The organism is Oceanithermus desulfurans (assembly GCF_014201675.1).
Taxonomy (GTDB): domain Bacteria; phylum Deinococcota; class Deinococci; order Deinococcales; family Marinithermaceae; genus Oceanithermus; species Oceanithermus desulfurans.
The window spans coordinates 15380-26983 of record NZ_JACHEZ010000008.1 but is presented as its reverse complement, the minus strand read 5'-3'; the positions used below and the strand labels follow the sequence as shown (position 1 = coordinate 26983).

Genomic DNA, 11604 nt, shown 5'->3' with positions numbered 1-11604 from the left:
AGGGTCAGGGTAGACGTAGGGGCGTTACGGCGGCGTTGCAGATGGGCGGGGAAAAATGACCGAACGGTCAGTCTTGCGGTAGGCTGAAGGCGTGCCGGCGCTCGAGCTGCTTCGCGATCCCCACTACCGCAACTACTGGATCAGCCTTTTTGTCAGCCAGCTGGGCACCTGGATGCAGTCGGCCGCGCAGGCCTGGTTGGTGATCGAGCTCACCGGCTCAGCCGAGCGGCTGGGCCTGGTCGTGGCCTTGCAGTTCGCCCCCTCGCTGCTCTTCAGTCTGCCCGCGGGGGTGCTGGCCGACCGCTGGCCGCGCCGCACCCTGCTGCGCATCACCCAGGGCAGCATGGCGGCGCTGGCGCTGGCGATGGCGGGGCTGCTGTTCGCTGGCGCGATCACCTACGGCTGGGTGCTCGTCTTTGCGACGCTTTACGGCCTGGCCAACGTCTTCGACCTGCCCACGCGTCAGGCCTTCACGGTGGAGCTGGCGACCCGCGACCGCTACCCCGGGGCGATCGCCCTCAACTCGTTCAGCTTCAACGTAGCGCGGCTGGCGGGCCCGGCGATCGCCGGCCTCCTGATCGCGCGGCTGGGGATGGGCTGGGCGTTCCTGATCAACGGCCTTTCGTTCTTTCCCATGCTCGTCTTCCTCAGCGTGGTGCCGGTGGGGCTGGCCGCGGCGGGGGCGCGGGGCAACCCGCTGGCGCAGCTGGCCGCGGGCCTTGCCTACGTGCGCCGCACCCCGGAGGTGCTCTCGGCGATCGTGCTGATCTTCTGGGTGGGCACCTTCGCCATCAACTTCCAGACCCTGGTGCCGGCCTACGCGCGCCTGGTGCTGGGCCTGGGGGCCGAGGGCTACGGCGGCATCATGAGCGCCATGGGGGCGGGCGCCCTCGTGGGGGCGGTGGGCCAGGCGCTGGCGCGGGGTTTCAATCCCCGGCGCATCGACTACGGGGTGGGTGTGCTGGTGACCGCCCACCTGCTGCTCTTCCTGCCGCTCGGCCCCTGGGCGGTGGCCGCGGTGATGGGGCTTGCGGGTTTGGGGATGGTGCTCACCCTCGTCGGCACCAACACCCTCATCCAGACCGCGGTGCCCGACGACCTGCGGGGCCGGGTGATCTCCATCTACATGCTGGCGCTGCTCGGTTCCGGGCCCCCCGGCTCGTACCTCACGGGCTGGCTGATGGACGTGCTGGGCGGCCGTGCGGCCGCGGGGGTCCTGGGGCTCTTGGCCTTCGCGGGCTGGGCCGGGGTGCGAATCTGGGCGGCGCGCCGGCCCCGCACTTCGTGGTAGGCTGCCCTCAAACCCGCTTGGGGAGGGAGACATGCCACGGTTCATCGATTTGTCCGCGACGATCGCGAACAGCCCCGAAGGTACCCCCGAGTTCTTCAAGACCGAGATCGCCTACGCAGACCACGAAGCCGGCGCCCGCCAGATCCAGGCCCTTTTCGGCGTTCCGCCCGAGCTGCTGCGCGAGGGCGAGGGCTGGGCCGTCGAGACGATCACCCGGCTCGGCACCCACGACACCACCCACGTGGACGCCCCCTACCACTACAACCGCCGCATCGGCGGCGAGCCCGCCGCCACGGTGGACCAGCTGCCGCTCGAGTGGTTCTTCGCGGACGGCGTGGTGCTCGACATGACGGGCCGCGAACGCGGCCAGGTGGTCGAGGTGGCCGACCTGGAGGCGGAGCTGGGGCGCATCGGCTACACCCTCAAGCCCCTCGACATCGTGCTGGTGCGCACCGGTATGGACGCCTACTACGCTCATCCCGACTACTTCCTGATGGGGCCCGGGGTGAGCCCCGAGGCCACCCGCTGGCTCTTCGACCGGGGCGTGCGGGTGATGGGCATCGACGCCTGGAGCTGGGACGCGCCCTTGGATCTGCAGGCGGAGGCGGCGCTTCGGGAAAAGCGCCCCGGCGTCTTCTGGGCGGCGCACCAAGCCGACCTGCCCTACGCCCAGATCGAGCGGCTCGTGGGGCTGGACCGGCTGCCCCCCTTCGGTTTCAAGGTGGCCGCCTTCCCGCTCAAGATCGAAGGCGCCAGCGCCGGGCCCGCGCGGGTCGTGGCCATCCTGGACTAGGAGGTGGACGGTGAGGCTGAAGCGTCTGCGGCTCGAAGACGGCGAGGCCAGCGTCGCCGCCTGGCACGGGGGCCAGTGGTACCCGCTCGCGCCGTTCGAGGCCGAGCTGGGGGCGGCGGCGCGCGACCTGCTCGCCTTCCTCGCCGGGGGCGAGGCGGTGCGGGCGCGCGCCCTGGAACGGCTGGAGCGCGCCCACGCCGAGGGCCGTCCTCCGGAACCGGCGCGCGACGAGGCTTTGCTGCCCTTCGAACCGACGAGTTTCCGCGACTTCATGCTCTACGAGGCCCACGCGATCGGGGCCACCAAGGGGTGGCTGAAGCGCTTCCTGCCCCGGGCCTACCGCTTCGTGGAGATCTTCGAGCGCATCAGCGGCCGTCCCCACGCCAAGGTGCGCCCTTCGGCACTTTGGTACGAACGGCCCATCCACTACCTGGGCAACCCCCGCGCCTTCCTCACCGAAGGGGCCGAGGTGCCCTGGCCCGGCTACACCCGCGCCCTCGACTACGAGCTCGAGCTCGGCTTCGTGCTGGCGCGGCCGCTTCGCGACGCCGACCCGGACGAGGCCCTGGCGGCCATCGGCGGCTTCTTCGTCCTCAACGACCACTCCGCCCGCGACGTCCAGGCCGCGGAGATGCGCTCGGGCTTCGGTCCGGTCAAGGCCAAGAACTTCGCCACCGGCATCGCCGCCGAGGTGGTGACGCCCGACGAGGTGCTGCCCGACTGGCAGCGGCTATTGGGGCGGGTGCGGCTCGACGGGGAGGTCGTCTGCGAGGGCTCGGCGGCCGGACCCCGTTTCGATCTGGGCGAGGCCGTGGCCTACGCTTCGATGGGCGAACCGCTCGAGGCGGGCGCGGTGCTGGCCACGGGAACCTTCCCGGGTTGTTCGGCGCTCGAAAGCGGGCGCTGGCCCGAGCCGGGTCAGGAGGTGACGGTGGAGATCGACGGCGTGGGGCGGCTCACCCAGCGTCTGGGCCGGCCTCCGGGCTAGGCGCCCAGTCGTCCGGCCGCGGCCCCAGCCCCAACCGCCAGGCCACCGCCGCGGCCACCCGCCCGGCGGCGCGGCCGTCGCCGTAGGGGTTGGGGGCGGCGGCCATGCGGGCCCTTTGGACCGCGTCCGCGAGCAGCTCGCGCAGCGTGCGTTCGAAGCCTTCGGGTTCGTTGCCAGCGAGCCGCAGGATGCCCGCCTCCACCCCCTCGGGGCGCTCGGTGACGTTGCGCGCCACCACCACCGGCACGCCCAGAGCGGCGCCCTCTTCCTGGAGGCCGCCCGAGTCGGTGACGATCAGCTCGCTCACGGCCAGGAGCGCGGCCATCTCCGAGAACTCCAGGGGCTCGAGCAGCACGAAGTTGGGCACGCCCGCGAGCGCCGGCCGCACCGCCTCGCGCACCACCGGGTTCTTGTGCACCGGGTAGACGAAGGTGAATTCCGGGTGGCGGCCCGCGGTGCGCGCCAGCGCCGCCGCGAGGTCCGCGAGCCGCGGCCAGTTCTCGCGCCGGTGCAGCGTCACCGTCACGTAAGGCCCGGGGGGCAGGCCCGCGGGCAGGCGGCCGCGGGCGGCGGCGAAGCGCACCGCGTCGATGCCCGTCTGGCCGGTGACGACGACGCGCGCGGGGTCGAAGCCCTCGGCGCGCAGGTTCGCCGCGGCCCCCGGCGTGGGGGCGAGGGCGAGGTCGGCGAGGATGTCGGTGAGCCGGCGGTTGGCCTCCTCGGGAAAGGGTTCGTCGAGGCGGCCGCTGCGCAGCCCCGCTTCGACGTGGCCCACGGGGACGCCTTCCAAGAAGGCGGCCCAGGCGACCGCGAAGGTGGTGAGGGTGTCGCCGTGGACGAGGACGTAGTCGCTTTCGAGCTCGGCGAGGGCCCGCGCCGCCGCGGGCACGATGCGCGCGAAGAGGTCGGGCAGCGCCTGCCGCTCGGTCATCGCCTCGAGGTCGCGGTCGGCCGTCACCCCGAAGACCGCCAGCGCCTGCTCCAGCTGCTCGCGGTGCTGGCCGGTGAGCAGCACCCGCACCCGCAGATCGTCGCGGGCGGCGAGGGCGTGGTGCACGGGGGCCATCTTGATGGCTTCGGGGCGGGTGCCGAAGGCCAGGGTGACGGTTCTCACGAACCCCTCCGGGCCGCGCGGCGGCGGCGCCAGCTGGCGAAGGCGAGCAGCAGGGCCGCCCCCGCGGCGCTGGTGAGCGTGACGGTCCAGCTCATTCCCTGGGCGCGCATGGCCGCGGTGCCGCTCGCCAGGGTAAGCGCCCAGAGCACCACGGCCACGCGGTGCTGGTCGAGGCCGCGCGCCAGCAGCCAGTGGTGCAGGTGGTCCTTGCCGGGGTGGGCCAGCGGGTTCTTGCGCACGGCCAGCCGCCGCAGCACCACCTGAGTGGTGTCGAGGATGGGAATGGCCAGGAAGAGCGCGGTGGGGACCAGGGCCCAGACGGTGCTGATCTTGAGGTTGCCCAGGATCGCCGTGGCCGCGAGCACGTAGCCCAGGAAGTAGGCCCCGGCGTCACCCAGGATGATGCGGCTGGGGTGGAGGTTGTGGCGCAAGAAGCCCAGCACCGCGCCCGCCACCGCGGCGAGCAGCAGCGTGGCCGCGGCGCGCGCTTCGAACTGGGCGCTGGCGGCGAGCAGGAAGACCGCGGTGATCAGGCTCACGCCGCCGGCGAGGCCGTCCACCCCGTCGAGCAGGTTGACCGCGTTGGTGATGCCCACGATCCAGAGCACGGTCAGCCCCAGCGAAAAGGCGGGGTCGACGGGCGAGCCGAAGGTGGCGTCGATGCGCACGCCGCCGGCGTAGAGCAGCAGCGCCACGGCTACCTGCACGACGAGGCGGAAGAGGGCGGGCAGCTCGTACTGGTCGTCGATGAAGCCCAGGAGGACCATCAGCGAGCCGCCGAAGAGGATGACGAGCAGCTGCAGCAGCACGTCGTCGAGCACAGTGGGGCGCAGCAGCAGCGCGAAGAGAAGGGCGAGGACCACCCCGCCGAAGACCGCCAGGCCGCCGACGTTGGGCAGCGGCGCGGTGTTGAGGCGGCGCTCGCCCGGCTGATCGGCCCAGCCCACGCGCAGCGCGAAGCGCACCAGCCCCGGCACGCTGCGCCAGGTGACCACGGCCGCGACCACGAAGGTAAGCACAACGGTCCACCAGCCGCGCCCCAGGGGATCGGCGATCCCCAGAGCGTTCAGGTAGTGGAGGAGGAGGTCGGGCATGGTCAGGGCTCGTGGCCTGTGGCGAGTGGCTTGTGGTTTCTACGAGCTACAGGCTACAGGCCACAGGCTATTTGGTTCCATAAATCCGGTCGCCGGCGTCGCCCAACCCGGGGACGATGTAGCCCTTTTCGTTGAGGCGCTCGTCCACCGCGGCGACGCAGATGTCGACGTCGGGGTGGGCCTTCATCACCCGCTCGATGCCCTCGGGGGCGGCGATGATGCTCATCAGCTTGATGTGGGTCGCCCCCTTCTCCTTGAGAACGTCGAGGGCCTGCACCGCCGAGCCGCCGGTGGCGAGCATGGGGTCGGTGAGGAAGATGCGGCGCTCGGCGATGTCGAGCGGCAGCTTGGCGTAGTACTGGGTGGGCTCGAGCGTCTCCGGGTCGCGGTAGAGCCCGATGTGGCCCACGCGCGCCGCGGGGATGAGGCGCAGGATGCCGTCCACCATCACCAGCCCCGCGCGCAGGATGGCCACCAGGGCCAGCTTCTTGCCGGCCAGCACCTTGACCCGGGCCGGGGCCACGGGCGTTTCCACGACGGTTTCTTCGAGCTCGAGGTCGCGGGTGGCCTCGTAGGCCATGAGCATGCTGACCTCCGCCATGAGCTCGCGGAAGTCCTTGCTGCCGGTGTTCTTGTCGCGGATGAGGGCCAGCTTGTGCTGCACCAGGGGGTGGTCGACCGTGGTTACCTTCATCTATCCCAAGCTACCACGGGGTGGCCGGAAACGCGTGCAAGGCGCGCTCGATGCGCGGCAGCTTGTCGGCCAGGGCCGCTTCGAAGCCTGCGGGCTCCTTCTCGCGGAACCAGTGCAGGTCGTGCAGCAGGGTCAGCGGAATCCAGATTCTAAGCCGACCCCAGACGCCTCCCGGGTCGGGGTAGCAGCGGACGATCTTGCGCAGGGTCTCGAGGCAGCGTTCGTGCGGCAGCAACCCCAGGCTGCCGGTCGTCAGGATGGCGAGGTCGCGTGCGGGGTCCTCGCCGCCGGCGCGGCTCCAGTCCACCACCAGCACCGCGCCGTCAGGGGCGACGAGGACGTTGCCGGCCCAGAGGTCGTTGTGGGCGAAGACGCGCGGCACGCCGGCGAGCCGCGGCAGCCGGGGCTTCAGCGCCTCCAGCGCCTCCACCGCCGCGGGCAGGTCGGCGAGGGCCTTGCGGAAGCGCCGCCAGCGCGCCTGGATGGGCTCGAGCCGGGTGAGGCCGGGTTCGGGCAGCCGGTGCAGCCGCAGCAGGAAGCCCGCGAGCTGGGCCAGCGCCCGCGGTCCGAAGCGCCCGGGCTCGAAGGGGCGGCCGGGGAAGCGCCTGAGCACCAGCGCGGCGTACCCCTCGAGCCGGTGGTCGCCCCAGACGGCTTCCACCCACGCGCCCAGCCCGGCGCGCGCCAGGTTGCGCGCCTCCAGCCGGGGCAGGTGGCGCTCGTGGGGGCCGTAGATCTTGATCACGCGCCCGTCGGTGAAGAAGACGCGGGCCTCCTGACCCTCCGCCGCCGGGTGCAGGGGGGTGCCCAGGGCCGCTTCGAGGCGCTTCACGACGTTGCCCGGCACGTTCAAGGTGGCCACCCGACCATCATAAACGCGGCCGGGGCCGGGATTACAATACGTCGGTATGCGCGCCGAGTGCCGCGAGGCCTCCACCCTGATCCACCCCGACCCCCGGCACGTCCTCAGCTTCGACCGCGAGGGGCGGCTCTACACCTTTTACGACGACGGCGTTCTCTACAAGCGCGCCCTCGACAGCACCCTCCACTGGCGCCGGCGGGCGCCGGGAGGGCCGCGCGAGCGCGGGGTGCTGGCGCCCGAGGAGGCGCGTACGGTCTTCGCCCGGGTGCACGAACACGCACGCCGCGCCGCGGAGCTCCTCGACCCGGCCTGCGCCGCCCGCGTGACGGAAGAGATCCTTCCCTGGACGCCCGAGCAGCTCGCCGCCGAACGCGAACGCTTCCACGCCGTCTACCGGCCCATCGCCATCCTGCCGCCCGACCAGTACTTCGCCGTCGTCGTTCAGGCCACCGAGGGCTGCACCTGGAACAAGTGCACCTTCTGCAGCTTCTACCAGGGCCGCCCCTTCCACGCCAAGACGCCCGAGCAGCTGCGGGCGCACGCCGAGGCGGTGCGCGACTTCCTGGGGCGGCAGCTGCTGTTGCGCCGCGGGGTCTTCCTGGCCGACGGCAACGCCCTGGCGCTTTCGCGGGGGCGCCTTTTGCCCATCTTCGAGGCGGTGCGCGAGGTCTTCCCGGGCCGCCCGATCTTCGGCTTCGTGGACCTCTACAGCGGCGAGCGCCACGACCCCGCGGACTGGGGCGAGTTGCACGCTCTGGGACTCGAGCGCGTCTACGTGGGCATGGAGACCGGCCTCAACGAGCTGCTGGCCTTCCTCAACAAACCGGGATCCGCCGACGAGCTGGTGGCCTTCGTGCGCGAGCTCAAGGCCGCGGGGGTGGGCGTGGGGCTGATCGTGATGGTGGGGGTGGGCGGGCGCGGCTACCGCGAGGCCCACGCGCGGGCGACGCTGGCGACGCTGGCGCGGATGCCGCTCGACCGCGGCGATCTCGTCTACCTCTCGCCCTTCGTCGAACACCCCGACTCGGTCTACGCCCGCGAGCGCGCGGCGGCGGGGCTGGAGCCGATGAGCTGGGAAGAGATCGAGGCCGAGACCGCCCGCCTCACAGGGGCGGTGCGGCGGCTGGGGGTGCGCGCGGCCCGCTACGACATCCGCGAGTTCATCTACTGAGCCTCGTCCTTGCCGAAAAGGGTCACGCCCATGGCCAGGGCGAAGTAGAGCACCACGGCCACGGCGCTCAGCATTCCGCCCCAGAGCCGCAGCGGCGACGCGAGCAGGTAGTCGCCGAGGATGCGCGCCAAAAGCGCCGCGTGCAGCAGCCCAAGCGGCAGGTACATGGCGGGGTGGAAGCGGATCTTGAGCCGCAGCACCGCGGGGAAGATGACGGGGGCGTGGCCGAAGACCATGGCGAAGGTGAAGCCGACGAAGACGGCGTGCAGGGGGCCGTCGTACCCCGGACCCGCCGGCGGCAGGCCCGCGGCCAGCATCCAGAAGCCGCCCACCAGCAGCCAGACGTAGCCGGTGAGCAGGCTTACCCCCATGAACTTGTGCACCCCCTCGCGCTTCAGGTTGACCCAGGCGATGTCGAACTTGAGGAGCCAGACGCCCTGGAGCAGGAAGCCCAGCCCCACCCAGCGTTCGGCGTGGAAGACCCCCAGCGTGGCCAGGACCAGACCCGCGAGGGTGAGCAGCGTGACCGCGATGAAGCCGCGGAGGGCGGCGGTGGGCTTGGGTACGAAGCGCGAGAGCTCGAGCCGCTCGCCGGCCACGATGAAGACGATGAAGGCCATCCACCACAGGCTGACCACCTGCGGCGGGGCCGTGCGCAGCCAGAGCACGTCGCCCAGCAGCAGGGCGAGCGCCCCCAGGCCCATGACCAGGGTAAAGTCGGCGGGTTGCAGGCGGTAGATGTAGACGGCCACGGCCACGTAGAAGGCCGCGCCCACGGTGAGTACCAGCTGCACCCAGCGCAGGTCCAGACCGGCGAGGAACCCCAGCCCGCCCAGCGCCATCAGCACCGGGCCGACGTAGGTCCAGGCCTTGCCGAGGCCCACGGCGCGCTCGAGCGCGATCAGGGTTCCGAAGAAGGCGGCCACCATCAGCGGGCCGTGCTGCCCGGCGAGGCCGCCCGCGGGCAGCGCCCAGCCCAGCCGCACCACCCCGGCCCAAAGGCCGGTCACCATCAGCACCACCGACGACACCAGCAGGCCTACGCGCAGAAACATGTCGGCTCCTACCTCGCTTCCTGGCCCAGCTCCTCGAGCAGGGCCTTGTACACGTCGCCGGCGAAGCGCGCCAGCTCCTCGCGCACGTCGCGCCCTTTCAGCGACTGCGGCAGCCGGGCGTCGGCGATGCGCAGCGCTTCGGCCAGCACCTCGGGGTAGACGGGCCAGCCGCCGCCGGCGGCCTCGGAGGGCGCCGGGGCTTCGGCCTCCGCGGAGCTGCGCTCGCCCTCGCCGTTGCCGCCGCGCGGCTTGCGCCGCCGCTTGCGGCTCTTCGCCTGGGGCTCGCCGTGGGTGCGCCGCAGCAGCTCGAGCGCCAGCTCCGCGGCCACCTTCTCCGCCTCGCGCTTGCTGCGCCCCTGGCCGGTGGCGAGCAGCTCGCCGTTCAGGGAGACGTCGCTGATGAAGAGGGGGTCGTCCTCGGTCCCGGTGCCCCGGGTCTCGAACTTGGGCAGCGGCAGGCTCTTGCTCTGGCAGTAGGCGTTCAAGGCGGATTTGGGATGCGTCACGGTGAACCTCGTTGGCGTGGAGTTTCCGCCACTTCGGGCGGCCGAGCGTATTCTAGCACGCACGCGCGGGGGCGTTTCGTTTTACAATGAACGGGATGATTCGAATCCTGATAGCCGACGACCACTCCCTCTTCCGCCAGGGCCTGCGTTCGCTGCTCGAGGCCGAGGGGGACCTGCGGGTGATCGGCGAAGCCGCGAGCGGGCGCGAAGCCCTCAGGGCCGCGCTCGAGACCCGACCCGATATCGTCCTCATGGACATCCAGATGCCCGGGCTCGACGGCGTCGAAGCCACCAAGGAGATCCTCAAGGAGTTCCCCGAGGCCAAGGTGATCATGCTCACCATGTACCGCCAGGACGCCTACGTCTTCGAGGCGGTCAAGGCCGGCGCCCGCGGCTACCTGCTCAAGGACGTGGACGCCGAGGCCCTGGTCGACGCGGTACGCCGCGTCAACGAGGGCGAGGTGCTGCTCGACGCCGAGCTGGCCGAGCAGATCATCCACGACTTCCGGGCCAAGCGCGACGTGCTGCCCCAGGCCCACCACGCCGACCTCACCGACCGCGAGGTGCAGATCCTGCGCCTGCTGGCCCAGGGGGCGACGAACCAGGAGATCGCCGACGAGCTCGGAATCTCGGAGAAGACGGTGCGCAACCGGCTCTCCGAGATCTTCTCGAAGCTGCACCTCAACAACCGCACCCAGGCCGCGCTGTACGCGATCCGCGAGGGCCTGGCCGACATCGAGGAATGACCCCCCAGGACTTCCTGCGCCGCTTCGGGGCGGTGGCCGGCGACGAGGCCAGGGCCGACTTCCTGGCCGAGTTTTTTTCCGGCCGGGGCGAGGTTCCGATGCGCGACGAGGAGGGCAACCTCTGGGTGGGGGAGGGGCCCGTCGCCTTCGCCGCCCACCTGGACACGGTGCTCACCCCGCGGCCGCTGACCCTCGAGTCCGAGCGCTGGTGGGGGCCGGCCGTGGGCGACAACTCCAGCGGCGTTGCCGTGCTGGCCACCGCCTGGTCGCGCGTCCCCGAAGGGGCGACGCTCGTCTTCACCGTGGGCGAGGAGGGCCTGGGCAATCTGCGCGGCGCCCGCGCCTTCGTGCGGAGCCGCCGCCCCGAGGCGTTCGTGGCGGTGGACGGCTACCTGGGCAACCTGGTGACCCGGGCGCTGGGCTCCGTGCGTTTCGAGGTGCGCTTCAGCGGCCCCGGCGGTCACTCCTGGGGCGACCGCAGCGCCCCCAACCCCGCCTGGGCGCTGGGCCGGCTCATCCGCGCGGTGCAGGCGCTGCCCTGCTGCGAGCGCTCCAGCCGCAGCGTGGCGCGGGTCTGGGGCGGCGAGGCCATCAACGCCATCCCCCGCGAGGTGGGGCTGGCGTTGGACGTGCGCGCGACCGAGGAGGCCCTCCTGGCCGAAGCGGAGCGCGAGGTGCGCACCCGCGCCATGCAGGCGGCCCAGCTCGAGCGGGTCCAGGCCGAGATCGCCCTGTTGGGCCGCAGGCCGGCGGGCTCGACGGTCACCGAGGCCTTGCGCGAATGCGCGCTGCAGGCGGCCGCGGGCGTCGGCGTCGCCGCCGAGGAGGGGGTGGGCTCGACCGACATGGCCGCGGCGGTGGAGGCGGGCATCCCGGCGATCACGCTGGGGGTCTACCGTGGCGGCGGCGCCCACACCGAGGCCGAGTGGGTGGATCCCGCCTCCCTCGACCAGGGAGCGGCCTGGTTGCGCGCCTTTTGGAGGTGTCTGCGTGGAAGCGCTGCTGCGTAAGCTGCAGGAGGAGGGCGTCTACTACGTCGCCCAGGTGGACGACGCCGAGGGCGTGAGCTACGCCACCGTCGAGCTCGAGGGCGAGCTCTTCATGTACGCCTTTTCCAGCGCCGAGGCCGCGCGGCCGCTCGCCGAGGCCGTGGGCGGGCGGGTGCACTGGCACCCGGTGCTGCTGGAGGTCTTCGAAGCCTTTCCCGAGGAGCTCGCGGGGCTCGTGGTGGACGTGGACCTGGAGACCGGCGAGGGCTGGCTGCTGCGACCGGACGAGGTGTCCTGACGC

General features: G+C 72.1%; 13 protein-coding genes. 7 read left to right on the top strand and 6 right to left on the bottom strand.

Annotated features, from left to right (window positions below):
- Positions 1-91 precede the first annotated feature (91 nt).
- Genes HNQ05_RS09945 through HNQ05_RS09935 form a run of 3 tightly spaced genes read left to right on the top strand, consistent with a single transcriptional unit; the run spans position 92 to position 3072 of the window.
- Positions 92-1291: an MFS transporter gene (locus HNQ05_RS09945; RefSeq protein WP_147146400.1), complete on the top strand. Its 1200-nt coding sequence runs from the start codon at positions 92-94 to the stop codon at positions 1289-1291.
- Between the two features lie 31 nt (positions 1292-1322).
- Positions 1323-2084 (top strand): cyclase family protein, encoded by a 762-nt coding sequence (locus tag HNQ05_RS09940; RefSeq protein ID WP_147146402.1) that lies wholly within the window; start codon positions 1323-1325, stop codon positions 2082-2084.
- Between the two features lie 10 nt (positions 2085-2094).
- Positions 2095-3072, top strand: coding sequence for a fumarylacetoacetate hydrolase family protein (locus tag HNQ05_RS09935; RefSeq protein WP_147146403.1), 978 nt, complete (start codon positions 2095-2097; stop codon positions 3070-3072).
- Here the strand turns inward: HNQ05_RS09935 and wecB are convergent.
- From wecB to HNQ05_RS09915, 4 genes are all read right to left on the bottom strand, one after another.
- On the bottom strand, positions 3041-4186 hold the full coding sequence (gene wecB / locus HNQ05_RS09930; RefSeq protein WP_147146405.1) for a non-hydrolyzing UDP-N-acetylglucosamine 2-epimerase: 1146 nt from the start codon (positions 4184-4186) through the stop codon (positions 3041-3043). The two genes, HNQ05_RS09935 and wecB, sit on opposite strands and share 32 nt — an antisense overlap.
- A complete protein-coding gene (locus HNQ05_RS09925; RefSeq protein ID WP_147146407.1) occupies positions 4183-5280 on the bottom strand; it encodes an MraY family glycosyltransferase in 1098 nt (365 codons plus the stop codon). The genes wecB and HNQ05_RS09925 overlap by 4 nt, the downstream gene beginning before the upstream one ends.
- Positions 5281-5347: 67 nt before the next feature.
- On the bottom strand, positions 5348-5974 hold the full coding sequence (gene upp / locus HNQ05_RS09920; protein ID WP_147146409.1) for a uracil phosphoribosyltransferase: 627 nt from the start codon (positions 5972-5974) through the stop codon (positions 5348-5350).
- A 10-nt stretch (positions 5975-5984) separates the two neighbouring features.
- The gene (locus HNQ05_RS09915) at positions 5985-6836 is read right to left on the bottom strand and encodes an aminoglycoside phosphotransferase family protein (protein ID WP_246104096.1); all 852 of its coding nucleotides are present in this window, start codon (positions 6834-6836) and stop codon (positions 5985-5987) included.
- Between the two features lie 46 nt (positions 6837-6882).
- Between HNQ05_RS09915 and HNQ05_RS09910 the strand changes: the two genes are divergently transcribed.
- Positions 6883-8007, top strand: coding sequence for a radical SAM protein (locus HNQ05_RS09910; RefSeq protein ID WP_147146411.1), 1125 nt, complete (start codon positions 6883-6885; stop codon positions 8005-8007).
- Here the strand turns inward: HNQ05_RS09910 and HNQ05_RS09905 are convergent.
- Both HNQ05_RS09905 and HNQ05_RS09900 read right to left on the bottom strand, forming a co-directional pair.
- Positions 8001-9062 (bottom strand): DUF8744 domain-containing protein, encoded by a 1062-nt coding sequence (locus HNQ05_RS09905; RefSeq protein WP_147146412.1) that lies wholly within the window; start codon positions 9060-9062, stop codon positions 8001-8003. The genes HNQ05_RS09910 and HNQ05_RS09905 overlap by 7 nt on opposite strands.
- 8 nt (positions 9063-9070) lie before the next feature.
- Entirely contained in the window at positions 9071-9568 is a 498-nt protein-coding gene (locus tag HNQ05_RS09900; protein WP_147146415.1) for a putative dsRNA-binding protein, read from the bottom strand.
- A gap of 95 nt (positions 9569-9663) precedes the next feature.
- Here HNQ05_RS09900 and HNQ05_RS09895 point away from each other — a divergent pair, with 95 nt between their 5' ends.
- From HNQ05_RS09895 to HNQ05_RS09885, 3 genes are read left to right on the top strand one after another with little or no spacing between them, the layout of a single operon-like run.
- On the top strand, positions 9664-10314 hold the full coding sequence (locus HNQ05_RS09895) for a response regulator transcription factor (protein WP_041553991.1): 651 nt from the start codon (positions 9664-9666) through the stop codon (positions 10312-10314).
- Positions 10311-11324, top strand: a complete 1014-nt coding sequence (locus HNQ05_RS09890) for a M20/M25/M40 family metallo-hydrolase (RefSeq protein ID WP_147146417.1) — start codon at positions 10311-10313, stop codon at positions 11322-11324. Before HNQ05_RS09895 ends, HNQ05_RS09890 begins: the two co-directional genes overlap by 4 nt.
- The gene (locus HNQ05_RS09885; RefSeq protein WP_147146419.1) at positions 11305-11601 is read left to right on the top strand and encodes a hypothetical protein; all 297 of its coding nucleotides are present in this window, start codon (positions 11305-11307) and stop codon (positions 11599-11601) included. Before HNQ05_RS09890 ends, HNQ05_RS09885 begins: the two co-directional genes overlap by 20 nt.
- The last annotated feature ends 3 nt before the right edge of the window (positions 11602-11604 follow it).

Coding starts and splice junctions, on each gene's coding strand:
- HNQ05_RS09940 (WP_147146402.1), top strand. CDS start 1,323: ATGCCACGGTTCATCGATTTGTCCGCGACGATCGCGAACAGCCCCGAA.
- HNQ05_RS09925 (WP_147146407.1), bottom strand. CDS start 5,280: ATGCCCGACCTCCTCCTCCACTACCTGAACGCTCTGGGGATCGCCGAT.
- upp (WP_147146409.1), bottom strand. CDS start 5,974: ATGAAGGTAACCACGGTCGACCACCCCCTGGTGCAGCACAAGCTGGCC.
- HNQ05_RS09910 (WP_147146411.1), top strand. CDS start 6,883: ATGCGCGCCGAGTGCCGCGAGGCCTCCACCCTGATCCACCCCGACCCC.
- HNQ05_RS09905 (WP_147146412.1), bottom strand. CDS start 9,062: ATGTTTCTGCGCGTAGGCCTGCTGGTGTCGTCGGTGGTGCTGATGGTG.
- HNQ05_RS09895 (WP_041553991.1), top strand. CDS start 9,664: ATGATTCGAATCCTGATAGCCGACGACCACTCCCTCTTCCGCCAGGGC.
- HNQ05_RS09890 (WP_147146417.1), top strand. CDS start 10,311: ATGACCCCCCAGGACTTCCTGCGCCGCTTCGGGGCGGTGGCCGGCGAC.